Annotated in this window: 23 protein-coding genes and 1 tRNA gene; 13 read left to right on the top strand and 11 right to left on the bottom strand. The window is 33.7% G+C overall.

All coding sequences use genetic code 11. From position 1 onward, the window contains the following. Positions 1-71: 71 nt before the first annotated feature. From mraY to ACNC7R_RS17850, 10 genes are all read left to right on the top strand, one after another. A complete protein-coding gene (mraY, locus tag ACNC7R_RS17895) occupies positions 72-1304 on the top strand; it encodes a phospho-N-acetylmuramoyl-pentapeptide-transferase (protein ID WP_417942381.1) in 1233 nt (410 codons plus the stop codon). Then, positions 1305-2636, top strand: a complete 1332-nt coding sequence (murD, locus tag ACNC7R_RS17890) for a UDP-N-acetylmuramoyl-L-alanine--D-glutamate ligase (protein WP_417942380.1) — start codon at positions 1305-1307, stop codon at positions 2634-2636. It begins immediately after the preceding gene. Between the two features lie 73 nt (positions 2637-2709). Then, positions 2710-4020 (top strand): FtsW/RodA/SpoVE family cell cycle protein, encoded by a 1311-nt coding sequence (locus ACNC7R_RS17885; protein ID WP_417942379.1) that lies wholly within the window; start codon positions 2710-2712, stop codon positions 4018-4020. A gap of 41 nt (positions 4021-4061) precedes the next feature. After that, positions 4062-5147: an undecaprenyldiphospho-muramoylpentapeptide beta-N-acetylglucosaminyltransferase gene (gene murG, locus ACNC7R_RS17880; protein WP_417942378.1), complete on the top strand. Its 1086-nt coding sequence runs from the start codon at positions 4062-4064 to the stop codon at positions 5145-5147. Between the two features lie 152 nt (positions 5148-5299). After that, a complete protein-coding gene (gene murC / locus ACNC7R_RS17875) occupies positions 5300-6649 on the top strand; it encodes a UDP-N-acetylmuramate--L-alanine ligase (RefSeq protein WP_417942377.1) in 1350 nt (449 codons plus the stop codon). Then, on the top strand, positions 6636-7358 hold the full coding sequence (locus ACNC7R_RS17870; protein WP_417942376.1) for a cell division protein FtsQ/DivIB: 723 nt from the start codon (positions 6636-6638) through the stop codon (positions 7356-7358). Before murC ends, ACNC7R_RS17870 begins: the two co-directional genes overlap by 14 nt. A 6-nt stretch (positions 7359-7364) precedes the next feature. Further along, the gene (ftsA, locus tag ACNC7R_RS17865) at positions 7365-8774 is read left to right on the top strand and encodes a cell division protein FtsA (RefSeq protein ID WP_417942375.1); all 1410 of its coding nucleotides are present in this window, start codon (positions 7365-7367) and stop codon (positions 8772-8774) included. A gap of 79 nt (positions 8775-8853) precedes the next feature. Then, on the top strand, positions 8854-10833 hold the full coding sequence (gene ftsZ / locus ACNC7R_RS17860; protein WP_417942374.1) for a cell division protein FtsZ: 1980 nt from the start codon (positions 8854-8856) through the stop codon (positions 10831-10833). A 198-nt stretch (positions 10834-11031) separates the two neighbouring features. Further along, the gene (locus tag ACNC7R_RS17855) at positions 11032-11481 is read left to right on the top strand and encodes a GatB/YqeY domain-containing protein (RefSeq protein WP_417942373.1); all 450 of its coding nucleotides are present in this window, start codon (positions 11032-11034) and stop codon (positions 11479-11481) included. Positions 11482-11561: 80 nt separating this feature from the next. Further along, positions 11562-11635 (top strand) — tRNA-Arg (locus ACNC7R_RS17850). A gap of 150 nt (positions 11636-11785) precedes the next feature. Here ACNC7R_RS17850 and ACNC7R_RS17845 read toward each other — a convergent pair. Next, positions 11786-12532: a hypothetical protein gene (locus ACNC7R_RS17845; RefSeq protein ID WP_417942372.1), complete on the bottom strand. Its 747-nt coding sequence runs from the start codon at positions 12530-12532 to the stop codon at positions 11786-11788. Positions 12533-12565: 33 nt separating this feature from the next. Beyond that, positions 12566-13039, bottom strand: coding sequence for a DUF962 domain-containing protein (locus ACNC7R_RS17840; protein ID WP_417942371.1), 474 nt, complete (start codon positions 13037-13039; stop codon positions 12566-12568). A 149-nt stretch (positions 13040-13188) separates the two neighbouring features. On the opposite strand from ACNC7R_RS17840, the gene ACNC7R_RS17835 reads away from it, so the two are divergent. Further along, positions 13189-13734: a DUF4494 domain-containing protein gene (locus ACNC7R_RS17835; protein ID WP_417942370.1), complete on the top strand. Its 546-nt coding sequence runs from the start codon at positions 13189-13191 to the stop codon at positions 13732-13734. Between the two features lie 593 nt (positions 13735-14327). Here ACNC7R_RS17835 and ACNC7R_RS17830 read toward each other — a convergent pair. The 4 genes from ACNC7R_RS17830 to ACNC7R_RS17815 form a co-directional block, all read right to left on the bottom strand. Beyond that, positions 14328-15557, bottom strand: coding sequence for a TMEM143 family protein (locus ACNC7R_RS17830; protein WP_417942369.1), 1230 nt, complete (start codon positions 15555-15557; stop codon positions 14328-14330). A gap of 90 nt (positions 15558-15647) precedes the next feature. Beyond that, on the bottom strand, positions 15648-16283 hold the full coding sequence (locus ACNC7R_RS17825) for a hypothetical protein (protein ID WP_417942368.1): 636 nt from the start codon (positions 16281-16283) through the stop codon (positions 15648-15650). 594 nt (positions 16284-16877) lie between these two features. Next, on the bottom strand, positions 16878-17948 hold the full coding sequence (locus tag ACNC7R_RS17820) for a hypothetical protein (protein ID WP_417942367.1): 1071 nt from the start codon (positions 17946-17948) through the stop codon (positions 16878-16880). Then, the gene (locus tag ACNC7R_RS17815) at positions 17945-18361 is read right to left on the bottom strand and encodes a hypothetical protein (RefSeq protein ID WP_417942366.1); all 417 of its coding nucleotides are present in this window, start codon (positions 18359-18361) and stop codon (positions 17945-17947) included. Before ACNC7R_RS17815 ends, ACNC7R_RS17820 begins: the two co-directional genes overlap by 4 nt. Before the next feature lie 273 nt (positions 18362-18634). Here ACNC7R_RS17815 and ACNC7R_RS17810 point away from each other — a divergent pair, with 273 nt between their 5' ends. Then, positions 18635-19048, top strand: coding sequence for a hypothetical protein (locus ACNC7R_RS17810; RefSeq protein ID WP_417942365.1), 414 nt, complete (start codon positions 18635-18637; stop codon positions 19046-19048). 191 nt (positions 19049-19239) lie between these two features. Beyond that, positions 19240-20769 (top strand): SulP family inorganic anion transporter, encoded by a 1530-nt coding sequence (locus tag ACNC7R_RS17805; RefSeq protein WP_417942364.1) that lies wholly within the window; start codon positions 19240-19242, stop codon positions 20767-20769. Positions 20770-21123: 354 nt separating this feature from the next. Here the strand turns inward: ACNC7R_RS17805 and groL are convergent, their stop codons facing one another. The 5 genes from groL to ACNC7R_RS17780 all read right to left on the bottom strand — a co-directional run bounded on the left by groL (position 21124) and on the right by ACNC7R_RS17780 (position 25544). Beyond that, entirely contained in the window at positions 21124-22755 is a 1632-nt protein-coding gene (gene groL, locus ACNC7R_RS17800) for a chaperonin GroEL (protein WP_417942363.1), read from the bottom strand. A gap of 78 nt (positions 22756-22833) precedes the next feature. Beyond that, positions 22834-23109, bottom strand: a complete 276-nt coding sequence (locus tag ACNC7R_RS17795) for a co-chaperone GroES (protein WP_223678869.1) — start codon at positions 23107-23109, stop codon at positions 22834-22836. Positions 23110-23250: 141 nt separating this feature from the next. Further along, positions 23251-23592: a preprotein translocase subunit SecG gene (secG, locus tag ACNC7R_RS17790; protein WP_223678867.1), complete on the bottom strand. Its 342-nt coding sequence runs from the start codon at positions 23590-23592 to the stop codon at positions 23251-23253. A 3-nt stretch (positions 23593-23595) separates the two neighbouring features. Beyond that, positions 23596-24987, bottom strand: a complete 1392-nt coding sequence (locus ACNC7R_RS17785; protein WP_417942362.1) for a tetratricopeptide repeat protein — start codon at positions 24985-24987, stop codon at positions 23596-23598. 53 nt (positions 24988-25040) lie between these two features. Beyond that, positions 25041-25544: an LptE family protein gene (locus ACNC7R_RS17780; RefSeq protein WP_417942361.1), complete on the bottom strand. Its 504-nt coding sequence runs from the start codon at positions 25542-25544 to the stop codon at positions 25041-25043. Positions 25545-25589: the final 45 nt, after the last annotated feature.

Below are 25589 nucleotides of genomic sequence, written 5' to 3'. Positions count from 1 at the left end.
CCAATGTAATGTTGGAATTTGGAATTTAAAATGAAATTTAATTCGAATTGGAATTTAAAAAATAGAAAAATATGCTATACTATTTATTTGAATATTTTGACAAAACACTTGATGTGCCTGGAACAGGGGTTTTCCAGTATATTACTTTCAGATCGGCTTTGGCATTTATGCTTTCACTGCTTTTGTCAACTATTTATGGTAAAAGAGTGATCAATTTTTTACGCCGTCAGCAGGTTGGAGAAACAGTGCGTGAATTGGGGCTTGCAGGTCAAAATGAAAAAGCAGGAACTCCAACAATGGGAGGTCTTATTATCATTTTTGCAACTTTAATACCTGTTTTGTTGTTTGCTCGCTTGCATAACATTTACATCGTATTGCTTATTGTCACTACGCTTTGGATGGGTACTATTGGTTTCGTGGATGATTATATCAAAATATTCAAAAAAGATAAGCAAGGACTAAAAGGAGCTTTTAAAGTTATTGGTCAGGTTGGTCTTGGTATTATTGTAGGAGCGGTTCTCTATTTTAATCCTGCTGTTACAGTCAGGACAGATACTGGAAGAACAGATGTTTTTAAAGCAGCAGCAAATACAACCGTTGTACTTCCTGCACCTGTTGAAGAAAAATCTACAGCTACAACAATCCCTTTCGTGAAAAACAACGAATTTGATTATGCTGAAGTTTTATCGTTTATGGGAGACGGATACGAAACATGGGCTTGGTTGGTGTTTATTCCGGTTGTGATTTTCATCATTACAGCAGTTTCAAACGGAGCCAACTTAACGGATGGAATTGATGGTCTCGCCGCAGGAACCTCTGCAATTTCGGTACTTGCGCTAGGGATATTTACATTCGTTTCAGGAAATATTATTTTTTCTAATTATCTGAATATAATGTATATACCTAATTCAGGAGAAATGACCGTCTTTATATCTGCTTTTGTCGGGGCTTTGATTGGTTTTCTCTGGTACAATTCATTTCCTGCATCAGTATTCATGGGAGATACAGGGAGTTTAACAATTGGGGGTATCATCGCAGTTTTAGCAATTGCAGTTCGTAAAGAAATTTTAATTGTTTTATTCTGCGGAATTTTCCTTGCCGAAAGTGCTTCAGTTATTATACAGGTAACTTATTTTAAATATACTAAAAAGCGTTTCGGAGAAGGCCGAAGAATATTCCTGATGTCGCCTTTGCATCATCATTATCAGAAAAAAGGATACCACGAAAGTAAAATTGTAACCCGTTTCTGGATCGTTGCCGTAATGTTAGCCATATTGTCAATCGTTACTTTAAAACTAAGGTAGATGAGGCTGGTGGTTTTAGGAGGAGGAGAAAGCGGTGTTGGAACTGCGATCCTCGGTAAGAAAAAAGGATACAATGTTTTTGTATCTGATTTCGGAAAGATAAAAGAGAGTTATAAAGAAGTTCTTATCATTAATAAAATTCCCTGGGAAGAAGGACAGCATACTGAAGATTTGATTCTAAATGCTGATGTAGTAATGAAAAGTCCGGGTATTCCTGAAAAATCCCCCATAGTAAAAAAAATCATGGCAACAGGAATTAAGGTAATTTCTGAAATAGAGTTTGCGAAGCCTTTTACTGAAGCTCTCACTATTGGAATTACCGGTAGCAATGGTAAAACAACAACAACGATGCTAACTTATCATTTGTTAAAATCGGCAGGTTTGAATGTAGGTTTAGGTGGGAACATCGGGAAGAGTTTCGCCTGGCAGGTAGCCGAAAATAAATTTGATGCATACGTTCTTGAATTGAGCAGTTTTCAGTTAGATGGAATAATAGATTACAGACCTGATATTGCCATAATAACCAATATTAGTCCCGATCATTTAGACAGGTACGAATATAAATATGAGAACTATATCAAGTCAAAGTTCCGGATAACAATGAACCAGACCGAAAGTGACTATCTTATTTACGATGCTGATGATGAAGCAAGTGCAGAATGGTTAAAGAATAATAAAACAAAAGCAAAATTAATTCCTTTTTCATTGACTAAATCATTCGATGAAGGGGCTTCTATAAATAACAACAAAATGGAAATAAAGATCAACCAGGAAGAGTTTACAATGGAAACAGAATACATTGCGTTAGAAGGAAAACATAATATGAAAAATGCAATGGCAGCAAGCTCTGTAGCAAAATTGATGCAAATTAGAAATGCAACAATTCGCGAAAGTTTATCAAATTTTCAAGGTGTTGAACATCGTTTAGAAAAAGTATTAAAAATTCAGAATGTACAGTACATCAATGATTCTAAAGCAACGAACGTAAATGCCACTTTTTTTGCCTTAGACAGTATGAATGTTCCAACTGTTTGGATTGTAGGAGGTGTTGATAAAGGTAATGATTACAATGAGTTAATGCCTTTAGTGCGCGAAAAAGTAAAGGCAATTATCTGTCTGGGAATCGATAATCGTAAAATCATAGAATCTTTTGGAAATGTTGTGGATATAATGGTTGAGGTAAATAATATGAATGATGCTGTGAAAACAGCACAAAGATTAACAGAAAGAGGTGATGCTGTTTTGTTATCTCCGGCTTGTGCTAGTTTCGACTTATTCGAAAACTACGAAGACAGAGGAAAGCAATTTAAACAAGCTGTTCACAACTTGTAGATAAAAAGTTTCAAGTTTCATGTTCAGATTTACAGTCTAAGAAGTGAAACAAAGAAACCCGAAATAAAACAAAATGAAAAAGCTGGTAAACAAATTAAAAGGGGATAGGGTAATATGGTCATTCGTGGCTTTATTGGCGTTATTTTCGTTTATGCCTGTTTTTAGTGCAAGTAGTAATCTGGCCTACATTGGTCATGGAACCGGAAATACGCTGGGCTATTTAATTAAGCATTTAGCACATATTTGCATTGGTTTTATGATTATTTATTGGGTTCACAAAGTTCCATATCATTATTTTAGGGCTATATCAAAAATTGCACTACCTGTCGTCTGGATTCTTTTGGTTTTTACATTGGTAAAAGGAACCGTAATTTCCGGGGCAAATGCCAGCCGATGGATTCAGCTTCCGTTTATCGGAATAACATTTCAGCCATCGACAATTGCTTCAATTGTACTCTTTATATTTGTAGCCCGTTATTTGTCTAAAACAAAGCAGGAAAATGAGTCTTTTCAAACTTCATTAGTCGAGCTTTGGCTTCCGGTTTTTATTACTTTGGCACTTATTTTGCCGGCTAATTTTTCGACTACAGCCTTGATTTTTTCAATGGTAATTATGTTGACATTTATTGGTAAATATCCATTAAAGTATATAGGTTTTATTATTGGTTCGGGAATTGCGATGCTGGCTTTTTTCCTTTTGGTGGCTAAGGCTTTTCCTGATTCAAAATTTTTCAGCAGGGTGTCAACTTGGGAAAGCCGTATCATGAACTTTACAACTGATAAACCGGATGAAGATGATTATCAGATTGAAAAAGCCAAAACTGCTATTGCTTCAGGGAAATTGGGCGGATTAGGGCCAGGGAAAAGTGTGCAGAAAAACTTTTTGCCACAATCATCTTCTGATTTTATTTATGCTATTATTGTTGAGGAATATGGTTTGGTTGGTGGGGTAGCAATACTAATTTTGTACTTATTACTATTATTCCGGTTTGTTATAGCTTCACATAAAGCGAACACTTTATTTGGAAAATTAGTCGTCGTTGGACTGGGTTTTCCAATGATATTTCAGGCAATGATTAATATGGCGGTTGCTGTTGAATTATTGCCAGTAACAGGTCAGACGCTCCCGTTGATAAGTAGTGGGGGAAGCTCGATCTGGATGACTTGTTTTGGTCTTGGTATCATTATTAGTGTAACGAAAAAGGAAGAAGAAATTGCTGAGGAGAAAGAAGAGACAGAAAGACGAAAAGAAGCACTTCAAAGGTTAATTGATAAAGAACTGGCAGAAGAAGATTTACCTGCGGGTGAAAGAGATGAACAAGAAGAGATGTATTCAATTATGGATAATTCTAAAAATCCTATGAATGCAGTATTGAACAAATAAAATTAGAAAAGAATAGTTTAGAAACTATAACTTTTAAAAATATGACAAAGTATAAATTCATACTAAGTGGTGGTGGAACTGGAGGGCATATTTATCCTGCAATTGCAATTGCAAATGAATTGAAATTACAATTTCCTGATGCGGAATTCCTTTTTGTAGGTGCCAAAGATAAAATGGAGATGCAGAAAGTCCCTCAGGCAGGGTACGAGATAAAAGGGCTTTGGATTGCTGGTTTGCAGCGAAAACTGACTTTGCAAAACCTCATGTTTCCATTAAAGGTAGCATCAAGTTTGTTAGAGTCAAAAAGAATCATCAGACAATTTAAACCAAATGTAGTTATTGGTACAGGTGGTTTTGCAAGCGGACCTTTGTTGCAGGCTGCAGGTTCGGCCGGAATACCTACAGTAATTCAGGAACAAAATTCATTTCCTGGGATTACAAATAAGCTGCTCAGCAAAAAAGCAAGTGCAATTTGTGTAGCTTATGATAACTTAGAGCGTTTTTTTCCAAAAGAAAAAATTGTTTTAACAGGAAATCCGGTTCGTCAGGATTTAATTGACATTGACACCAAGCGTAATGAAGCTATTGCTTTTTATGGTTTAGATTCGAATAAAAAAACGCTGTTGGTTTTAGGTGGGAGTTTAGGAGCCAGAAGAGTTAATCAGCTAATCGAAAAAGAACTGGATAATTTCCTTTCGCAAAATGTACAGGTAATTTGGCAATGCGGAAAATTATATTTTGAGGATTATAAAAAATACAATCAGCAGCATGTAAAAGTAGTTGATTTCATTGAAAGAATGGATTTTGTTTACGCCGCTGCAGATGTGATTATTTCCCGGGCTGGGGCATCATCGGTTTCGGAATTATGCATTGTTGGAAAACCGGTAATTTTTATACCCTCCCCAAATGTAGCAGAAGATCATCAGACCAAAAATGCTCAGGCAATAGTTGAAGCAAAAGGAGCAATATTATTAAGAGAGTCAGAATTAGACAGTCAGTTTAGTATTGTTTTTGAGGCACTTTTGAAAGACGAGGGAAAACAAAATCAACTGAGCGATAATATAAAAAAACTCGCCAGACCAAATGCTACAAAAGTGATTGTAGATCAAATCAGAAAGTTGTTATAATGTAACTTTTTGAGATAATTATAGAACAAAATAAAAAACTCATAATGTTATTTTTAAGCGTTTTGAGTTATTAAAATATTAATATGCAAAGGCTTAATTACTAGTTTTTTATAAATAAAAACAACTTGTAAATAACTCAAAATAAAAATCAAATGAATTTAAATCAGATACAAAACGTTTATTTTATTGGTATCGGAGGCATCGGAATGAGTGCTTTAGCTCGTTATTTTAAACATATCGGGAAAAAAGTTTCTGGTTATGATAAAACGCCTTCTATGTTAACAAGTGAACTAATCGAAAGTGGTATTGATATTCATTTTGAAGACAACATCAATTTAATTCCATCCGATTATTATGTAGAAAATACACTGGTGATTTTTACGCCAGCCGTTCCTGTTACGCATTCAGAATGGAATTATTTTATTGAAAGACAGTATCAGGTTAAAAAACGTGCAGAAGTTTTAGGTATTATCACCAAAGGAACGTTTAGTTTTGCAGTGGCAGGAACACACGGAAAAACGACTACGTCGAGTATTTTGGGGCATATCCTGCATGAAAGCGGGGCGGATGTTACCGCATTTGTAGGTGGAATCGTTGAAAATTATAATTCAAATCTAATTGGAAACGGAAAAACGATAACAGTTGTTGAGGCAGATGAATTTGACAGATCGTTCTTGCATCTGCATCCTAATATTGCCTGTGTAACATCTATGGATGCAGATCATCTGGATATTTATGGGACAAGTGATGCTATACAGGCTTCTTTTGTGGAATTCGCTTCTAAAGTTGAAGATAAAAATAACCTTTTTATTACTAAAGAATTGCCTTTGGACGGAGTTCAGTGTGCGATTAATGAAGATGCTGTTTACAAGGCCTTTAATGTCAGGATAGAAGATGGAAGTTATCTTTTTGATGTACAGACACCATCAGAAATAATTAAGAACCTGCGTTTTGGACTGCCAGGGAAGCATAATTTAATGAATGCATTAATGGCCATCGCAATGTCAAAAACTTTTGGAACATCTACAGATGCAATTGCAAAAGCGCTGGCTTCTTTTAACGGAATCAGAAGACGTTTTTCATATCAGATTAAATCTGAAAAGTTGGTTTATATAGATGATTATGCGCATCATCCAACTGAAATAAATGCTGTACATCAGGCAGTTAGGGAGTTATATCCAAATAGGAAAGTATTGGCGGTTTTTCAGCCGCATTTATTCAGTAGGACAAAAGATTTTGTTGACGGATTTGCAGAAAGTTTATCGCAGTTCGATGAAGTTTTTCTAATGGATATATATCCGGCAAGAGAGCTTCCAATGGAGGGAGTTACTTCTGAATGGCTGTTGAGTAAAATGACTAATTCGAATAAAAAAATTGTTGCAAAAGAAGATTTACTTGCACAAATAAAAGCTAATAATGCACCGGTAATTGTAACGATTGGAGCTGGTGATATTGGAGAAATGGTACCATCAATTAAGGGGATTTTAAATGAAAATATTTAATTGGACAAATATAAGATTAGTATTCATTTTAGGGCTTGTTATCTTTCTGTATTCCTTTGCCCAGCACCGAAACGGAGATAGAAAACTGAAGAAATCGGAGGTTATTTTTGTAGGAGAGAATAAGCTTTTTATGAAGCCTGAAACGGTTAATAAATTGTTGATAGAAAATAAAAGAGACGCTTCCAGTATCCGAAAAGATGAGTTAGATTTGAATAAAATAGAGAAAAGCATCAATACGCAAGAGATGGTTGAAAAATCAGATGTTTTTGTAAGTATTGATGGAGTTCTTAAAGCGCGTGTAAAACAGAGGACACCAATAGTAAGAGTTTATGATGGTGGCAGCTCTTTCTATGTTGACTATGAAGGAAATGAAATGCCTTTGTCAGACAATTTTGCAGCGCGTGTTCCTCTTGTTTCGGGAGCAATTAATAAAAAAAATAACGAAGATTTAGCTACTTTATTTCGCACAATTTATGACGATGCGTTTTTGAAAAAAAACATCATTGCAATAGAAATTATGCCTAATGGTAGCTTAAAAATGTTTAATAGAAATTATAATTACGTCATTGATTTTGGAAGAACAATCAATGTGGATCAAAAATTCAGGAATTATAAAGCTTTTTTTCAAAAGGCTGTTTTAGATAGTTCGTTATATAAATATAATAAAATTGATCTGAGGTTTACGGAACAAGTAGTTTGCACAAAATAATAGAAAATGGAAAAAGATAATATTGCAGTAGGTCTAGATATTGGAACAACCAAAATAGTTGCCATGATAGGCAAAAAGAATGAGTATGGAAAATTAGAAATCCTGGGTATTGGTAAATCCAAAAGTCTGGGTGTGGCAAGAGGTGTTGTCAATAACATTACCCAAACTATCCAATCGATTCAGCAAGCTATTCTTGAAGCAGAAACTAATTCAGGTTACAAAATTAAAGATGTGGTTGTAGGCATTGCAGGGCAGCACATCAGAAGTATTCAGCATACCGATTACATAAGCCGAAATAATCCGGAGGAAGTAATAGGCGAAAAGGATATTCAGCTTTTGATTGATCAGGTAAATAAACTGGCCATGTTGCCGGGTGAAGAAATTATCCATGTTTTGCCACAGGAGTTTAAAATAGATGGGCAATCTGAAATAAAAGAACCAATCGGAATGTATGGCGGAAGACTGGAATCTAGTTTTCACGTAGTAGTGGGGCAGGCATCATCAATCCGAAACGTTGGTAGGTGTATTCAGAGCTCAGGTATTGAATTATCTGGATTAACATTAGAACCATTAGCTTCTGCTGATGCTGTTTTAAGTCAGGAAGAAAAAGAAGCAGGTGTTGCACTTATTGATATTGGTGGAGGAACAACAGATTTAGCTATTTTTAAAGACGGAATCATTCGGCATACTGCTGTAATTCCTTTTGGAGGAAATGTAATTACAGAAGATATCAAGGAGGGATGTTCTATTATTGAAAAACAGGCTGAACTTTTAAAAATAAAATTCGGATCGGCCTGGCCGGGTGAAAATAAAGATAATGAAATCGTTTCTATCCCAGGCTTAAGAGGGAGAGAACCAAAAGAGATTTCACTTAAAAATCTTTCTAAAATTATTCATGCACGTGTGGTAGAAATAATTGAACAGGTTTTCTCTGAAATTAAAGCTTACGGGCATGAAGATCCTCGTAAAAAATTAATTGCCGGAATTGTTCTTACAGGTGGCGGCGCACAGTTAAAACACATAAAGCAGTTGGTAGAATATATCACAGGTATGGATACCAGAATTGGATATCCTAACGAGCATTTAGCGGGGAACTCCAGTGAGGAAATTTCAAGTCCATTATTTGCAACTGCAGTTGGGCTGGTAATGAACAGTATTGAGAATAGTACACAAAGTGCTGTCAGAATGGAAGTTGTAAATGAGCAGCCAAGAGTGGTTTACAGAAATGTTCCTCCAATAACGCAACAGCGATACGAAGTTGAAGAAAACTACGTTGAAAGAATGGAAACGATTGAGCAATCAAGAGAAGTTAGAAGTAATGTCGCTGTTGAGGAATCTACAGAAACTAAAATAAGAAAATCGTTTTTTGACAGATATGTCGATAAAATCAAAGATTTTTTAGATAACGCAGAATAAAATAAAGAAAAGGAATTACTTTTTGCCCCAAGTCAAGAAGTAAAAAATGTTTTAAATAAGAATTTCAAAAACCAAAAAGATGATGAGCAACTCAGAATTTGGAAGCATTTCATTTGATTTACCAAAAAACCAATCAAATGTCATCAAAGTAATAGGTGTAGGAGGGGGCGGGAGTAACGCAATTAATCACATGTTCCAGCAAGGAATAAAAGGTGTGGATTTTATCGTTTGTAATACAGATTCACAAGCATTGCAAAATAGTTCTGTTCCAAACAAAATTCAATTAGGGGTGAATTTAACAGAAGGTCTTGGAGCAGGTGCTAATCCTGACGTAGGACAACAGTCTGCTATTGAAAGTATTGCTGATATCGAAAAAATGTTGGATCGTAATACTAAAATGGTATTTATTACCGCAGGTATGGGTGGCGGAACAGGTACTGGGGCTGCTCCGGTAATTGCGCAATTGGCAAAAGAGAGAGAAATTTTGACAGTGGGTATTGTGACAATTCCTTTTCAGTTTGAAGGGAAAGTGCGTCAGGAACAAGCACTTTTAGGAATCGAAAAATTGCGTAAACAAGTAGACTCATTAATTGTTATCAATAATAATAAGTTAAGAGAAGTATATGGGAATCTTGGTTTTAAAGCCGGGTTTTCTAAAGCGGATGAAGTATTGGCAACGGCCTCAAGAGGTATTGCTGAAGTAATTACGCACCACTATACTCAAAATATCGATTTACGTGATGCTAAAACTGTCTTGTCAAACAGTGGAACAGCAATCATGGGATCTTCAGTAGCTGCTGGCGAGAACAGAGCTAAAGAGGCTATTATCTCGGCATTAGATTCTCCATTATTAAATGATAATAAAATCACAGGAGCCAAAAACGTATTGTTGCTTATCGTTTCTGGATCAGACGAAATTACGCTGGATGAAATTGGAGAAATCAATGACCATATTCAGGCAGAAGCAGGTTATAATGCCAATATTATCATGGGGGTTGGTGAAGACGAATCTCTGGGTGAAGCTATTGCTGTAACTATTATTGCAACTGGTTTTGATGTTGAACAACAAAACGAGATTGTAAATACTGAGCCTAAAAAAATCATTCATACATTAGAAGATGAGCAAAGAAGTGTTCATAATCTAACAAACAGACCGCTTGCTTCTTTTGATTTAAATGCTGAAACGCCTATTGTAAAAACAGAAGAAAAAGTTGTTTTTGATTTGATGGAAGATACAAATGCTCCGGTAATACCTACTCCAGCAACTCCAGTTGCTGTTGCTCCAACTATGAATCAGGAAGAGTTAGTGGTAATGTCAGAGTTTATCAAAAATCTTGATGTAACTTTTGAAATTGTTTCGCCAATTACAGATATAGATTTTACTATTTCAGCCCCGGAGGTAAAGAATTTTCAGGAAACACAGATCCCGCAAAAAACTTTCGAGAAGCAGGAACAAACTACATTTTCATTTGATTTGCCTCTTTTCAGAGCTGAACCACAAGTGAAGAAAGAACCATTTGTTGAGGATAATAAAATTTTATTCGAACTGACAAATGAAACCCGTAATATAAAAGTAAATGAGCCAGTTTCGTTTGTGCCAGTTACAGAACTTTCTGAAAATGGAATCATAAAATATTCTTTAGAGGAATATATGGAGGTTGAGAACGATTTAATCGCTTCAAAACCGGTTGAAAAAGTTACAGAAGATGTAGTTCCTGAAGAATTAAATATTACATTGAAACCAAGAACTGAGTTCGCCAGCGAACCTGAATTCTCGACGACTTCAAATGTTTCTCCAATGGAATTGACAATTGAGGAAACGCTCCGTCTAAGAGCTGAGGAAAGAAGAAGAAAATTAAAGGAATTTAATTATAAATTTCATAATAATGTTTCGAGAATTGATGAACTTGAAAAAGAACCGGCATATAAAAGATTAGGAATTGATTTGTCGAATTCGCAATCAAATAACACTAATTCAAGGATTTCAGTGGGTACAGACAGTAATAATGATTTACAATTGCGTTCAAATAATTCATTTTTACACGACAACGTAGATTAATTTAAAAAATCTAAATGTTTGGATAGCCCGAAATTGGATTTAATTTTCGGGTTATTTTTTTTATCTTCGCACAGAATTTAAAATTTCACTTTTTTGAATAGGTATTCTGATATATGTAATAGTTTTTAAAAAAAAAGTCAATATAATCCAATTAATATAGGAATGATAAGCATTTTGCTTATTTAAATAAAATATAAGATGAGTTTACAAGCACAAATCATGGATGAAATTAAAACCGCCATGAAAGCAAAAGATACGGTAGCCTTAGAAGCTTTAAGAGCAGTTAAGTCAGAATTATTATTAGCCTCAACATCATCAGGATCTAAAGAAGAATTAACTGAGGATGAAGAGATAAAATTGCTTCAGCGATTGGTAAAAACACGTAAAGAAAGTGCCAGAATTTTTACTGAACAAAACCGTCCTGATTTAGCTGAACCAGAATTAGCTCAGGTTGCAGTAATTGAGAAGTTTTTGCCGGCGCAGCTAAGTGAAGAAGAAGTGGAGGCTGTGGTAGCAAAAATTATTGCCGAAACAGGAGCTTCAGGAATTCCTTCAATGGGTAAAGTAATGGGATTAGCATCTGCCCAATTGGGGGGAACTGCTGAAGGTAAAACCATTTCTACGATTGTTAAGAAACTTCTTTCGTAATTAAAATAGATTATAAATTCTTCAGATTTTCAATTCTTATCTCTAAAAATAGATTTTGAATTTGATTATTTAATATATTGGATCGCGTAGTTCAACTGGATAGAATATCAGATTTCGGCTCTGAGGGTTGGGGGTTCGAACCCCTCCGCGATCACTTTGAAAGGACAAAGCAGAGAAATTTTTCTTCTTTGTCTTTTTTTTTAGGAGCTGTTTCCAGTCATTCGCTATATCTTTCCCTGCCTAAAAAAGTCAGGCAAAGGATGCCGCTTCTCTCTGGGCTACTGTGTTGGATCTTTATAAAGTATTATTCCTCAAAAACTTTCTCTGTATCAACCGGGTTATTTTCCTGATATATTTTTTTGCCAATTATGCCTTTGTCACCCAATGCTCGCCCTTTAATTAGCCAGGCAATACCAAAAGCAAAAAGAGAAAGGGATTCGAAAATCAAAGTTGAATATGTATAAAGTTTCAGGATTTCTGAAACCGGCACCATAATTATAAATACAATAATCGAATAGCCGCAGAATCTGTAAATGTTATTTTCGTTTAAAATACTTTTAGGACTTCGGGTTTCATTATGTTGTCCTACTGTAAAAACGTTGATGGTCAATAAAGCCATTATTAGGAACAATATAGCAGCACAACCATAATGAAGCCACCCAAGATATTTTTCAGGATATGGAACTAAAGTGTAAATTTTATTAGCAAAATCATTTGGGTTTGTCGGAAATAATGCCACACCCACAGCCATAATTCCTGCAATATTGGTTAGTAAGTTATCATTTTTCCAGATAGATCTGTTTCCAAAACCTCTGTAGCATATTAAAAATAATCCAACAGCAAATAAAGTTCCTGTAAAAAATTCTCTAAGATTCGTATAATAATAATGGCTTATTGAAGGCTGAAGCTGAGTTTTGAAAAAAGGTAAAAATGATAAACTAATTAAAAGTATCGGCAGGGTTATTCCTAAATACCCAATAGTGCGTCTGATCCTTCTATAAGTAAAAAGAGGATATTTTTCAACTTTAACCCGGCCTTGATCAATTTTCATAATGTGAAATTATTAAGAAGGCGTAACTGATTTTTAAGAATGCTGTTTTCCTGAGAACAAATTCTCAACAACCCAGGCCGGACCAATTAGTAAAAACTGAAGATCTTTTAAGAAAGAAGGTTTTTTACCTTCAATATTATGTCCATAAAATTGCCCAATCCAGGCAATAACAAAAACAGCAATTGAAAATAGCCATAAAGGAACAAATTGTGAGATGTAAAAATTTACAATCAGGCAAATAGCTGAAAAAAGGGCAATTTTTAAAGCCATTACAACTGACAGCCGGATATAGAAGACCTGTACAAAAAGTAATACTACTACAGCCCAGTTTTCGATTATTGGAGTTCTGATTTGTAAAGTATTGGCAATTAAATCGCTAGGAATACTCATGAGCAATCCTGTGATAGAAAAGTAGATCGCCGGTACGCACACATAATGTATGGCTTTATTTTTTGGATTCTGATGGCTAACAGCATATTCTTCAAACCATTGTTCTAATGTTTTCATTTTTTGAGGTTTAGGAGTTCTATCAAAGCTATTAAATATTTTTGAGTTTGACACAAATTTTCTAGTTTCAAATTTGTGAATATCTATTTTGTGAAAAAGGGATTTTTATTTCTATTAAAATCTATCTTTGGGGTCCTTAAAAAAATAATATGAGTGCAATTTGGTATGAATGCAAGGTAAAATATAGAAAAACGGATGATATTGGATCGCAAAAGGTTACTACAGAACCTTATCTGGTAGACGCCATATCGTATACAGAAGCTGAAAGCAGAATTAATGAAGAAATGAAGGCGTATGTGAGCGAAGAATTTAAAATCACTAACATAAAAGTGGCGAATTATGCAGAAATTCACCCTTTTGAAAATGCTGACCGTTGGTTTAAGTCAAAAATTTCGTTAATAGCATTTGATGAAGAAAGTGGAAAAGAACGCAAAACCAATATGTATATACTGGTACAGGCTAATGATGTAAAAGAAGCTTATGATAATACTGTTACGGTTATGAAAAATACTATGGGTGATTATACTATACCAGCAATTTCAGAGTCGCCAATTATGGATGTTTTTCCTTATTTCAGTGGAGATGAAGAAGATTTAGAAAAAGTAGAAAGATTTAATACACTGAAGTCTTCAAAACCTGAATTAGTCGCTATGGGAGAATCAGAAGAAGATTATTTGGAGGCTGAAAATGAATAGATCATAAGATAATTAAAAAAGAAAGAGAACTTTTTTGTTTTCTTTCTTTTAATTAGTAAGCACTTATTGTGTTATTATAAATTATTCAATATTAGTTCAATCAGGATATTTTTGTGACCGCTAATGATTTAATAGCTAGATTGAATCCATTTTTGTAAAATAAGGAAAAAAATAGCAACTATAAGAACTAAAATCCAAAGGCTAAGAAGCATTTTTTTAGTCATTTTTTTAAATTTTACTTTAATTCAGATTATTGATCAGTTATTTTTATAAATCTATTTTAACTATTTTGATATTTTTTTACTTGTGAATGCATCAAAAGCAAATATTTTTAGCTAAAAACAGTTTTTTATAGCAAATGTTGTGTTTTTTTTTAACTGTTCAATATTACAAAATTAAATCGATTAAGGGTAAAATAAATCGACAAAATGCTTATTTTTTCTTATTTTATAATATATAGAATGCTTTAGTGTATATAATTCGATTTCTTTATTCTATTTTTATAATATCATTAATTTTATTTGAAAAGAGGATAATAAAATGAATAACAAAATACTATAATTGAATAAGTTGCTTAATAGAAAGCTGAGAAATTATTGTTGATTATAATTAAAAGCATTGTCCCATAACTCATCAATTTTGATTAGTGCATTTTCAAGAGCAATGACTTCCCACTTGCCATCATTTTCAATTCCAAGACCAATGTTTTTTAATTTTAGTAAAGCTTCTTTTATGTCAAAATCAAGATCCGTATTTAATTTAATTTTAAACCAGGTTTCTATTTGATCATCGATTTCCTCGGCTGTTAACGGATCTTTACTTCTATATAAAAAAGAGTATGCTAAAATAGTTTCTTTGAGTATTTCTTCTTCAGAGGAATTTAAAAGTGAATAAAAAGCGCCACTATTATTTCCCAGATTTTTAAAATAAAGGCTGTCAGAAAGCATTTTAGAGTATTTGATTTTTTTATTTACAAAATTATTATATTGGCGAAAACAATATGCAGATAAAATTCCCAATGCAATTAATCCTTGATTTAGAGAGGTTTTGCTGTTTAATAAATCTATAGCTTCTCCTGTTCTGTAAGCTTCGTACATATTAATCAAGGCCGGAATCACTTTTGCACTTAGCAATGAAATGCCACCAAATAGTCCAGGTACCCAAAGCAAAAGTTTGTCTGTAGTGGACATTTTTGGAATAGCATTTGGGAAAATCGTTTCAAGATCATTTTTAGGTACCCGCTTAAAAATTTTCAGTACAATTGCTCCGGGATCAACAGGTGTTTTTCCTAGCTTTACTTTTTTTTTGGCAAGATAATCAGCTTCGTTATAATTTAGGTAAATCATGACGCGCTCATAATATTCAATCTCTATTTCTTTTTTCCAGAAAATATATTTTTTTACTTTTTCTTTCGTTTTATGCTGACCACGAACATACAGTTCATAGTCTTTGAAGGCATTAAGGTCTATAGAAAGTTTTAAACCAATTAAATCAGACTCCTTAAATGCGTTGTCTAAGATTTCCTGCTCTACACGTCTGTAATTGCCGTTTTTTAAAACTTTTAGAAGTGTTTCTTTAAAAATTAAATAATCACTTTTGCCAATATACCTTTCACGTTCTTTTACGCTTAAATCAGGATCGAATGAGCCATAGTTTTGTTTTAGGTTTCGATTAAGATTAAAAGTTTCATAATGATAATAGTGCTCGATGATGTCGAATAATTTTTTAAAATCTTCTACTTTTTTCTGATCTTCTGCAAAAGCAGCTATTTGTTGATCGAGTAAAAATTCCTTACTGAAAGGAATGTAATTTTCTCGTCTCATATGAGTATTGGTATTTAATTTTTTTAGTATTTTAAAACAAAAATACCACCCTGAATTTGATTTTTGAGTGGTATTTGTATAAAGCTTATTTTATGCTTTTAATATTCTAAAACGTCCGGGATACTTATCCCATAAACTTTTTTTATTGCCGTAATAATCCATAAAATCTTCACAAACGAAAACAGCATGTGCATTTGACCACGCCACGACTCCGCAAAATTCACTTCCTGTAAGACGTTTTAACTCCTGAACATGTTTACCTTTTTGAAATCCTAAATATTTATAAATAGTTGGTGTATGTATTTCACCACCTTCTAAATCTTCCAGAGCCTTTTCAAAAGTCTTTTCTTTATCTAAAATTTGTTTGTATTTTGCCATTACTGCATAAGCCAATACGGCATAATCGGTTATTTTTTTACTGTCTTCATTCGGTTTAATGAATACAAATCCGGCAGAAAATTCAGCTTTATTTAATTCATCTATTTTTAGTTTAAACGTAACATTATTTTTTAAGGTTATTTGGTATAAGCTATCATTTAATTTTTCAGTAATGAAAAGGTTGTCCAGTCCATAAATATTTAGTGAAGCTTTGATAAAAGCAATTGAAGAGCAGTTGGTTCGTTCTCCCTGTTTGAAACTTTCAAATATTTTATCAGAACTGAGTTGAGCGTGAGAATTTGAGCAGACAAATATTAAAAATAAAAATGTCGAAATGATAGATCGCATTGCAATTAGGTATTATAATTTGTTTGAAAAAAATGGAAAATGTGGCTTTGCAAAGCTATAAAAATCAGCTAATAATTGATGCTTTTAATAATTAATTTTCTTCATGATACTTATTGCTAAATATTGAAACAGGAGTTTACAGAATTTTTAGATGCAAGACAGAAAGATAGGTATGAGTCTTTTTCCTGTTTATAAAATGAATTAGAATGTAAGACTGAAACGGCTATCGAAATTTTTTGGATTTGTTAATACAAGTCAATACAAAAGAGGTCGTTGATTTGGGGAGAAAACATCTATTACGATGATTAGGTGTCTAACGTATAACAAAATTTATCGGCATTATTATCTTTATTATTGATGATAGATAATTATTTAGATAAGGGCTAAAATAAAAAATGAGATTCTAGTCTTTTTACAGATTCAAATCTCACTAATTATTCCAAAAAAAAGTTCTTCATTTACAATTCCTTGCGGATTAACTAAAAATGACGGTTAAAACTATTCCTTGCAAGGATATAACTAATTTTGATTCTGGCTATACGTATAAATACCTGTTTTTTGTTCAGAATGTATTTTTTTTCAACGTATTTAGGATTACTCTTCCCATTTTTTAGTTTCACTTTTATTAATTCCCCAACGTATTCCTAAAAGAGAAACTAAGTTTTTCGACGAATCTGAAGTGAAATTCTTACCAAACCCTCCTGTTACATAATAATTTGCGCTTATTTTGTATTGTATTAGTCCCACAGACCGATAATCTTTGCCATTCCCATTTCTTCTTATATACTCATAGCCAAACGAAAATGAATTGATGTCAATTTGTATTTTACTCCCGTAATCAAAATATTCAAACTGATCTGAAAAGTTTTTAGTGTTCTCATTATAAACAGATTGATCTTTTATATATCTGATAAAACCATAAATATTAAGATAAGATTTATCAATTTTAGGAGACCAGGTTATAGTACTCCATACCCCAGTTCTGTCTTTCTGATTACTATTATAATTATTGCCATCGTATAAAGTGCTATATGCCGCAGCCAGATCAAGAGTTAATAAAGGTCTTTTTAAAAGTTCTGCAAACTCGTTTGCTTCAACAGTTGGCAACGATTCCAGGATTTTAGTATACTGTTCATTGTATTCTACAAGATTAGTAACTTTATTTAGATTAGGGAAATCTCTAGCCATAATCAAATCGGCTTTAGTAATCATTTCGGCCGTAGTATTTCTAATAGCTGCATAAGCCTTTTGCATATCTTCTTTCTTTTTACGAAAAAGAGTAAATACATTTACGCTAAATCCTGCTCCTATATTAGTAGTGCTGTCAGTTCGATGAACTACAGCTGAAACATTAGGTCTTAAAAGTTTGTCACTTGTAAATTGTTTAAAATCATTGATGGTTTTACCAATTCCATAATATTCAAGACCATTTAGTTTTCCTTTGTTTAAACTGAAATCAAAAGATAAATTGGATAAATTTTCAGTGTTTATATTAAAATCTTTATAGTCAGGATTTGAAGTAACTATTGCTGCCGAATTATCCAGTAATGCTAAAGCTGTTGAATTAAGAATTTGCACTTCTTTTAAATCGACAGAGTTTGCAGAATTTTGTGCCGCACTAATCTGTAACAGCATCAAAAATAAGTAAGTAGTCATTTTTTTCATATCAAATCAATTAATGCTACAAAATAAATTAGTTCTTTACTTGCGATATCTACCGGACCCAAATCATAAGTTGAAAAAACCTGACTTTGACCATTGCAATCCTGTATTCTGTAATTAAAGATTAAATTTTTTGCGTTTCCAATGATCTGCTCTTTTGATGAAGTATTTAATGATTTATAACTGATATAAGTTTCAAAATAAAGTAGTCCTTTGTTATGCGTAAATGATGGGGTCAGGGGAATTGAGGCATCTGTTAAATGCATTGGAGTTACAAACATCGGCTTTTGAACATTCACTCCATTTTGGAGATCTAAAAAAACTCTTGTATACAAGGGAATAAACCCAAGGTTATTTGACAGTTCGAAACTAAGTTTAATTTCGTCACAATTTGATGTGTTGTAAACTTTGCTCATGATTAATTGTTGTTAAGTTGTTATTTAGCCTTAATATTTGCTTGGTAATATTACTATATTTTAAGAAAAATAACACAAGTGTTTGTACGGTATTTTATGATAAAATAAATAGCAATTATGTTTAGGATTAAATCAGATACACTATAAATATGGAAATTACATAATCAGTTTAAGTAAATTTTGCAAAATAGACGGACGAGTTTATAGTTAAATTTGAGTAAAATTCTCAAACGTGAATTAACAAAAGATATAAACAGAACAATTCATTTATATATGGAAACTACAAACACATCAAAACTTCAAAACTTTGTTAGAATATTACTAGGATTATTTATGATAGCAGCTGCAATAGGTCATTTTACTTTTCAACGAGATGATTTTCAGGCGCAGGTTCCTAATTGGGTTCCTTTAAGTAAAGATTTGGTAGTGATCCTTTCTGGAATTGTAGAAATTATGCTAGGTCTGGCAATGCTGTTTTTAGGGGAGTATAAAGCTAGAGTAGGAATTGCACTTGCTGTATTTTACATTTTAATATTTCCGGGAAACATTGCGCAATATGTAAACGGAACTCCTGCTTTTGGCCTTGATACTGATCAGGCTCGCCTGATCCGGTTGTTTTTTCAGCCTGTTTTGATTTTTTTAGCCTTGTGGTCTACTGGAGCCTTATTTGGAAAGAAAAAGGTATAATCTGATTTAGAACATTATGATAAAATTATTACTTTTAAAAGTATTCAAATGCAATGATGATAAAATCGCTTAGCTAAGTTGTATTCGTTTTACTCTTTCTATTTTGTTTTAAAGTATTAAAGGTAAATAATTACAGCTTTTAGATTTAAAGACTCCTTCTCTTAAGGCTTTATTTTCTACATTTGTGCCTTATGAAAAAAGCATTTCAACTCTTCGATTTCAACCAAAAAGTCAATTATAAAAATGAAATTTTAGCCGGTTTAACTGTGGCAATGACCATGATTCCAGAATCGTTGTCGTTTGCTATTTTGGCCGGATTTCCTCCTTTGGTAGGATTATATGCAGCTTTTATTGCCGGATTGGTAACTGCAATTTTTGGAGGAAGACCAGGAATGATTTCCGGTGGAGCAGGAGCAACGGTAATCGTTTTGATAGCTTTGATGAAATCGCATGGAATTGAATATGTTTTTGCAGCCGTTGCGCTTGGCGGCGTAGTACAAATTTGTATTGGACTTTTTAAACTCGGAAAATTTATTCGGTTAGTACCTCAGCCTGTTATGTTCGGTTTCGTAAACGGATTGGCAGTTGTAATTTTTATGTCGCAATTGGAGCAGTTTAAAACGATAGTTAATGGTCAGGTTTCATGGCTTCAGGGAACTCCTTTGTATATTATGCTCGGATTAGTTGCTTTGACAATTGCAATTGTTTTGATTTTTCCAAAGATCACAAAAACAGTTCCGGCCTCTTTGGTTGCTATTATGGTCGTTTTTGCATTAGTAATTGTTTTTAATATCGATACTAAAACGGTAGCAGATATTGCTTCGGTTGATGGCGGATTTCCTCCATTTCATGTTCCGGATATTCCATTTTCTTTTGAGACTTTAAAAGTTATATTTCCCTATTCGGTAATTGTGGCGGTTGTAGGTTTGACTGAAGGTTTGTTAACGCTGAATTTGGTCGATGAAATTACCGGTACAAGAGGAAACAGCAATCGCGAATGTATTGCTCAGGGAAGCTCAAATATTCTAAATGGTTTTTTCTATGGTATGGGAGGCTGCCCTATGATTGCACAGACTTTGGTGAATCTTGGAGCAGGTTCAAGAGCCCGACTTTCGGGAATTATTGCAGCTTTAACTATTTTGCTTATCATTCTTTTTGGTGCTCCCGTAATTGGAAAATTACCAATGGCAGCATTAGTAGGAGTGATGATGATGGTTGCGGTTACTACTTTTGAATGGGCAAGTTTTAAAATCATCAATAAAATGCCGAGACACGATATTTTCGTTGGAATTTTGGTAGCTGTAGTTACAATTGTATTGCATAATCTGGCTTTGGCAGTTTTAATCGGGGTAATTATTTCGGCTTTGGTTTTTGCCTGGGAAAGTGCAAAAAGAATCCGTGCCAAATATTTTATAGATGAAAACGGAATCAAACATTATGAAATTTACGGGCCGTTATTTTTTGGTTCAACAACTACTTTTCTGGAGAAATTTGACATTTTGAACGATCCACATCATGTTATTGTAGATTTTAGAGAAAGTCGTGTTGCAGATATGTCGGCTATTGAAGCGTTGAATAATCTGACCCAAAAATACAATCAATTAAATAAAGTTGTCGAATTAAAACATTTAAGCGAAGATTGTCGTCAATTGCTAAAAAATGCTGCCGGAGTTATTAATGTAAATGTTATTGAGGATCCTACTTATAAAGTGATGTCTTGATAAATTAGAGGCATTGAACGAACTGACTGATGAGGAATCAAGAAAAAATTATGGAGTAAACTTTGTTTGATTATGAAATGTAATCAGAAACAAAATGCCTTATATACTTGCAAATAAATCAGGACACGTTTTTAATATTTCTTCTGTGGGCGGTTATGTTGAGAATTTTCCGGGTTGGAGAATTTATTGTTCTACAAAATTTGCATTTACCAGGCTTAACATAATCTTTGGCAGCAGAAGTAAAAGAATTTGGTGTGAATCTAACGCTTGTTTATCCAGGATATTTTAGAATAAAAAAACGCTGGATAGAAATTTTCCATCCAGCGTTTCTAACTTATAAAGAATCAAGAACGATTACATCATTCCTGGCATTCCGCCTCCCATTGGCATTCCGCCTCCGGCGTTTTCTTCTTTAATGTCAATTAATGCACACTCAGTAGTTAAGATCATTCCAGAAACAGATGCAGCATTTTCTAATGCAACACGAGTTACTTTCTTAGGATCGATAATTCCTGCAGTAAGCATATCTACATATTCGTCTGTTTTTGCATTGTATCCAAAATCACCTGAACCTTCAGAAACTTTAGCCACAACAACAGAACCTTCAAGACCTGCATTTTCAACGATAGTTCTTAATGGAGATTCAACTGCGCGGGAAACGATTTGAATTCCGGTTGCTTCATCAGCATTATCTGCTTTTAATTCCGCTAAAGCAGCTTTAGCTCTCAATAAAGCAACACCACCTCCGGCAACGATTCCTTCTTCAACAGCAGCACGAGTAGCGTGTAATGCGTCATCAACTCTGTCTTTTTTCTCTTTCATTTCTACTTCAGAAGCAGCACCAACATAAAGAACTGCAACACCACCAGCTAATTTAGCCAAACGCTCCTGCAATTTTTCTTTATCGTAATCAGATGTAGTTGTTTCCATCTGACCTTTAATCTGGTTTACACGGTTTTTGATGATATCTGCTTCACCAGCACCACTTACTATAGTTGTATTGTCTTTATCGATAGAAACTCTTTTTGCAGTTCCTAACATTTCGATAGTGGTGTTTTCTAAAGTATAACCTCTTTCTTCAGAGATTACAGTTCCTCCAGTTAAGATGGCAATGTCTTCTAACATTGCTTTTCTTCTGTCACCAAAACCTGGAGCTTTTACAGCAGCAATTTTAAGTGCACCTCTTAATTTGTTTACTACTAAAGTAGATAAAGCTTCACCGTCAACATCTTCAGCAATAATCAATAATGGTTTTCCTGATTGTGCAACTGGCTCTAAAACTGGAAGTAATTCTTTTAAAGAAGATACTTTTTTGTCATATAATAAGATGTATGGAGAGTCTAATTCAACTTCCATTTTTTCCGGGTTTGTAACAAAGTAAGGAGAAAGATATCCTCTGTCAAACTGCATTCCTTCAACAACATCGACAAAAGTATCAGTTCCTTTAGCTTCTTCAACAGTAATAACACCTTCTTTTCCAACTTTAGCAAAAGCAGTTGCAATTAATTCACCAATTACTTCGTCATTATTTGCAGAGATGGCAGCAATTTGTTTGATTTTGTCAGAATCACTTCCAACTACTTTAGCTTGCTTTGCCAAGTCAGCAACGATAGCTTCAACTGCTTTATCGATACCGCGTTTTAAATCCATTGGATTTGCACCTGCAGCAACGTTTTTCAGACCTTCTTTTACGATAGCCTGAGCTAAAACAGTAGCAGTTGTGGTTCCGTCACCAGCTAAATCATTAGTTTTAGAAGCAACTTCTTTAACCATTTGTGCCCCCATGTTTTCTAGTGGGTCTTTTAATTCAATTTCTTTAGCAACAGAAACACCATCTTTAGTAACATTTGGTCCACCAAATGATTTTCCGATAATTACATTACGACCTTTTGGTCCCAGAGTTACTTTTACAGCGTTTGCTAATGCATCGACACCGCGTTTTAATCCGTCACGTGCTTCAATATCAAATTTTATATCTTTTGCCATTTTAATTTTTTGTTTAAAGTTTTAATTTGTTTTAAGTTACTTTAGTCTTAATTTTTAATACTGAGTACTTAATCTTTTTTAGATGATTGCCAAGATATCATCCTCACGCATCATTAAATAATCAGTTCCTTCCAGTTTTAATTCTGTTCCGGCATATTTACCATAAAGAACAGTGTCACCAACTTTAACGGTCATAGTGTGATCTTTAGATCCGTTTCCAACTGCAACTACAGTTCCTTTTTGTGGTTTTTCTTTCGCAGTATCCGGAATAAAGATTCCTGATGCAGTTTTAGTTTCTGCTGCTACTGGCTCGATAAGTACGCGATCTGAAAGCGGTTTAATGTTTAAGGCCATGATTTTATATTATTAAAGTTATACGTTTTTTAATGTTCAATAAGCTTTCAGAAATTATGCCATGCTCGCAAAACTGACATTTTTTCCTAAAAAAAATGCCAGCTTTGACAGGCTGGCATTTTATCTTTATTTTGTAAGTTATTATTTAGCTGCTGGAGTTGCAGGAGCCGGAGTTCCCTGAGCCGGAGCAGCTGGTGTAGTTGCAGCAGGTGCTTCTGTTTTTTCAATAATTTTAGAATCAGTATCACTCAATGATCCTGTAAAACTCAAACTTGAAAGCAAAATTAAAGCAATCAGAATAGTCGCTAATGTCCAGGTGCTTTTGTCTAAAAAGTCTGTTGTTTTTTGTACCCCACCTAACATTTGAGTTCCGCTAATTGTTGACGATAATCCTCCACCTTTAGGATTTTGAACCATAATTACTACAATCAATAGAAAACAAACTATTGTGATTAAAACTAAAAAAATTGAAAATGTGCTCATTACTTAATTATTGTTATTGTTATTTTGTTGTAAAATCTTTATGTCTGATATGCGGTCTGCAAAGAAAGTAATTTTTTCCGGATATTTCAAAATTAATATTTCATATGCTTGTATTGCCTTTGTGTATTTTTTTTGTTCCAAATATACTCTGGCCAGGGTCTCGGTCATCAAGTAAGAATTATCTTCTTTGTTTGAATCGAGTTGTACCGCAGGATTTATTGCTGTTTGTTTTATGGGTGAAATTTTTGGATTTGTTTCGATGAACTTATCGATTATTTCTGCTTTTTTCTTTTTTTCTTCGTCAATCATTTGGTTTTCGACTATGTTTTCAACATTTTTTTCTGTCTTTTCGGCTTCCTTCGGACCTTCATTAGTCCTGTCGATTGGTTCTGGCCTTGCTAATTGCAGCCATTCCTGAAAAGAATGTTTTTCACTAATTGAAAAATCCAATGGTTTTCCTATTTCCAGATTTTCCTTGGCTGTTTTTACTGTTTCATATACTTCAGTTTCTTTTGGTTCTTCAGCAGGAACTTCATCAAAAATAGCTTTTGTAGCTTTTAGTAATGAATCGTATGTTGACTTTTCAATTGGTTCAACTCTTATTTCAGGAATTTCTTCTGAAATTTCCTCCTCTACAATTTCCTCGAAAAAAGTTCTTATTCCTTCCTTTTTAACTGGTATGGGGTCAATAATAGGTTTTTCTTCAATAGTTGGAGCTACTTCTTTAAAAGAATCTAATGTTGGCAGCTCAATAACGGAATCAATTGGATTGTCTTCAATTTTTACAGATTCTTCAAGACTAGAGTTTGTTACTTCTTTAAAGGAATCTAAAATCAATTGCTCAGAAACGGCTTCAATTGATTTTTTTTCTGTTTTTTCAGGCTCCTTAAAAGCGATGTTTGTGACTTCTTCAAAAGAATCTAAAATTGATTGTTCAGAAACAGACTCAATGCCTTTTTCTTCAACTTTTGCAGGTTCTTCAAATGTTGTTATAGTTGTAGCTTCCTTAATCGAATCCAATATAGACTTTTCAACAAGGTCAATACGAAGTTCTGCTTTTTTCTTTTTTTCTTCAGCTAATACAATTTCACTGTCAAAAACGGTTATGTTTAAAAGATCTCTAAGTTTACGGTCGTAAAATTCTCCCTGAATAGAATTGAAAGTTTCAGAAGTTATGAAGTCAAACAGAACCGAACGATCTGATGTATGGGCAGCTGTAACTTTTAAAGCGTGATTATACTTAAAGCTGTTTTGATTATAAAGTCCTTTTAATCGCAATGCACGGGCACTTTGAAAATAGGGAAATTCAATTAAAACACTTCCTAATGCTTCTGTCTGCTTTTCTGTTATAGCATCAGGTTTGTTGATTAGGTAAGTATAATTTGTTACGTTCATTATTAATTATTTTAGTTGTTTAATTAGTGAATTGGTTTAAACGATTAAAGATTTTACCATTTAGCCAACGACTCATTAAAGATGTCTTGTGTAATTCTTTCAAAAATAGTTTTGATTGCTTCGTTTAAAACGCTTCCAACAAGCTGTGTCTGTGCCGGATAATCATAATAAAACTCGAATGGTTTTTCAAAATCGTCAGTTTCTTTCTTTTTATTTGAAAAACGAACATTTACACGAATTGTTAAACGGTTTTGAGAAGCCTGCTGATCTGCTGTTGCTGTCATTGGGGTAATCCTGTAATCTGTGATTTCTCCCTCATAAAGCAAATCACCATTCACAGTAACCAGGTTTAAATTGGTTTGATTCATGATCAAATCCTGTAAAGTCAATGTGAACTCTCTGTCGATTCCAGGCTCAATCAGATCAGCATTATTCTGAAAAAAATTCACCTGAAATGTTTTGCCCTCAATAGGAGAGGCTCCTGTAAAATTGTAAACTCCGCATCCGCTCAGCATAAAAAGACTGATAAGTGCGAAAAAAGAATATATTTTTTTCATAGTACTTAATCGTAAATTCCAATTTTGGTCAAATATAAGTAATTG

It is taken from the genome of Flavobacterium adiutor (assembly GCF_048282555.1).
Lineage (GTDB): Bacteria > Bacteroidota > Bacteroidia > Flavobacteriales > Flavobacteriaceae > Flavobacterium.
The sequence above is the reverse complement of the archived record's forward strand: the minus strand, read 5'-3'. Positions and strand labels throughout refer to the sequence as shown.

Bases quoted from the DNA above. Each gene is read 5' to 3' on its own strand.
- murG (WP_417942378.1), top strand. From the start codon at position 4,062: ATGACAAAGTATAAATTCATACTAAGTGGTGGTGGAACTGGAGGGCAT.
- ftsZ (WP_417942374.1), top strand. From the start codon at position 8,854: ATGATGAGCAACTCAGAATTTGGAAGCATTTCATTTGATTTACCAAAA.
- ACNC7R_RS17805 (WP_417942364.1), top strand. From the start codon at position 19,240: ATGAAAAAAGCATTTCAACTCTTCGATTTCAACCAAAAAGTCAATTAT.
- ACNC7R_RS17840 (WP_417942371.1), bottom strand. From the start codon at position 13,039: ATGAAAACATTAGAACAATGGTTTGAAGAATATGCTGTTAGCCATCAG.
- ACNC7R_RS17855 (WP_417942373.1), top strand. From the start codon at position 11,032: ATGAGTTTACAAGCACAAATCATGGATGAAATTAAAACCGCCATGAAA.
- murD (WP_417942380.1), top strand. From the start codon at position 1,305: ATGAGGCTGGTGGTTTTAGGAGGAGGAGAAAGCGGTGTTGGAACTGCG.
- mraY (WP_417942381.1), top strand. From the start codon at position 72: ATGCTATACTATTTATTTGAATATTTTGACAAAACACTTGATGTGCCT.
- ACNC7R_RS17825 (WP_417942368.1), bottom strand. From the start codon at position 16,283: ATGCGATCTATCATTTCGACATTTTTATTTTTAATATTTGTCTGCTCA.
- ACNC7R_RS17795 (WP_223678869.1), bottom strand. From the start codon at position 23,109: ATGGCCTTAAACATTAAACCGCTTTCAGATCGCGTACTTATCGAGCCA.
- ACNC7R_RS17885 (WP_417942379.1), top strand. From the start codon at position 2,710: ATGAAAAAGCTGGTAAACAAATTAAAAGGGGATAGGGTAATATGGTCA.
- ftsA (WP_417942375.1), top strand. From the start codon at position 7,365: ATGGAAAAAGATAATATTGCAGTAGGTCTAGATATTGGAACAACCAAA.
- murC (WP_417942377.1), top strand. From the start codon at position 5,300: ATGAATTTAAATCAGATACAAAACGTTTATTTTATTGGTATCGGAGGC.
- ACNC7R_RS17780 (WP_417942361.1), bottom strand. From the start codon at position 25,544: ATGAAAAAAATATATTCTTTTTTCGCACTTATCAGTCTTTTTATGCTG.
- ACNC7R_RS17845 (WP_417942372.1), bottom strand. From the start codon at position 12,532: ATGAAAATTGATCAAGGCCGGGTTAAAGTTGAAAAATATCCTCTTTTT.
- ACNC7R_RS17870 (WP_417942376.1), top strand. From the start codon at position 6,636: ATGAAAATATTTAATTGGACAAATATAAGATTAGTATTCATTTTAGGG.
- ACNC7R_RS17810 (WP_417942365.1), top strand. From the start codon at position 18,635: ATGGAAACTACAAACACATCAAAACTTCAAAACTTTGTTAGAATATTA.
- groL (WP_417942363.1), bottom strand. From the start codon at position 22,755: ATGGCAAAAGATATAAAATTTGATATTGAAGCACGTGACGGATTAAAA.
- secG (WP_223678867.1), bottom strand. From the start codon at position 23,592: ATGAGCACATTTTCAATTTTTTTAGTTTTAATCACAATAGTTTGTTTT.
- ACNC7R_RS17815 (WP_417942366.1), bottom strand. From the start codon at position 18,361: ATGAGCAAAGTTTACAACACATCAAATTGTGACGAAATTAAACTTAGT.
- ACNC7R_RS17830 (WP_417942369.1), bottom strand. From the start codon at position 15,557: ATGAGACGAGAAAATTACATTCCTTTCAGTAAGGAATTTTTACTCGAT.
- ACNC7R_RS17835 (WP_417942370.1), top strand. From the start codon at position 13,189: ATGAGTGCAATTTGGTATGAATGCAAGGTAAAATATAGAAAAACGGAT.
- ACNC7R_RS17820 (WP_417942367.1), bottom strand. From the start codon at position 17,948: ATGAAAAAAATGACTACTTACTTATTTTTGATGCTGTTACAGATTAGT.
- ACNC7R_RS17785 (WP_417942362.1), bottom strand. From the start codon at position 24,987: ATGAACGTAACAAATTATACTTACCTAATCAACAAACCTGATGCTATA.